The organism is Gemmiger formicilis, assembly GCF_016901605.1.
Lineage (GTDB): Bacteria > Bacillota > Clostridia > Oscillospirales > Ruminococcaceae > Gemmiger > Gemmiger formicilis_B.
Map to the genome: position 1 here is coordinate 1 of NZ_JACJKP010000380.1, position 647 is coordinate 647.

Below are 647 nucleotides of genomic sequence, written 5' to 3' on the forward strand. Positions count from 1 at the left end.
ACCTATGCTGACCGGGGAACCAGAGAGAAGGCAGGAGACGAACGGTTCGCCTCCTGCCTTCTACGGTGCTTTTGTCAGGCCAGCGACGCACCCAGCTCGCGGCAGGCCGCCAGAGCGTCATCGTCCGGAGCCTCGTTGCAGATCACGCTTTCACAGGCCAGATTGGCGCCGTCGTCGTTGCAGCGGGACTCCCAGCTGCGCATCCATTCGCCGTCACCCCAGCCGTAGGAGCCAAACAGGGCGATGTTCTTCCCGCTCAGCCTGCCCTCACAGGCGGTGAACATGGGTTCGAACTCGCTTTCCTCCAGCTGCTCCGACCCCATGGAGGGGCAGCCAAAGGCGATGGCGGAATATTCGCCGACCTGCTCCGGTGAGAACTCCGCGGCGGTGATCACAGACACCTCGGCGCCCTTGCCTTTGGCGCCTTCGGCCACCGCCATGGCCATGGCCTCGGTGTTTCCCGTGCCGCTCCAATACACAACTGCAACTTTACTCATAAGACTCAACGACCTTTCTTTCTGGATTTGTTATGGTAGAAACATCAACCAGCCACGGTGAGCTGCTCGATGGATTTCCCTTGCTGCCACTGCCGGGAGTAGATTTTGCTGCACATCTCGTATTTCTCAAAGATGTTTCTGGCGGCCTGC

The 647-nt window shown here is 59.8% G+C and carries 1 protein-coding gene; it reads right to left on the bottom strand.

The window, feature by feature from the left end:
- Positions 1-74: 74 nt before the first annotated feature.
- Complete coding sequence (locus H6B10_RS14995) at positions 75-497, bottom strand: flavodoxin (RefSeq protein WP_006575242.1); 423 nt, start codon at positions 495-497, stop codon at positions 75-77.
- Positions 498-647 lie beyond the last annotated feature (150 nt).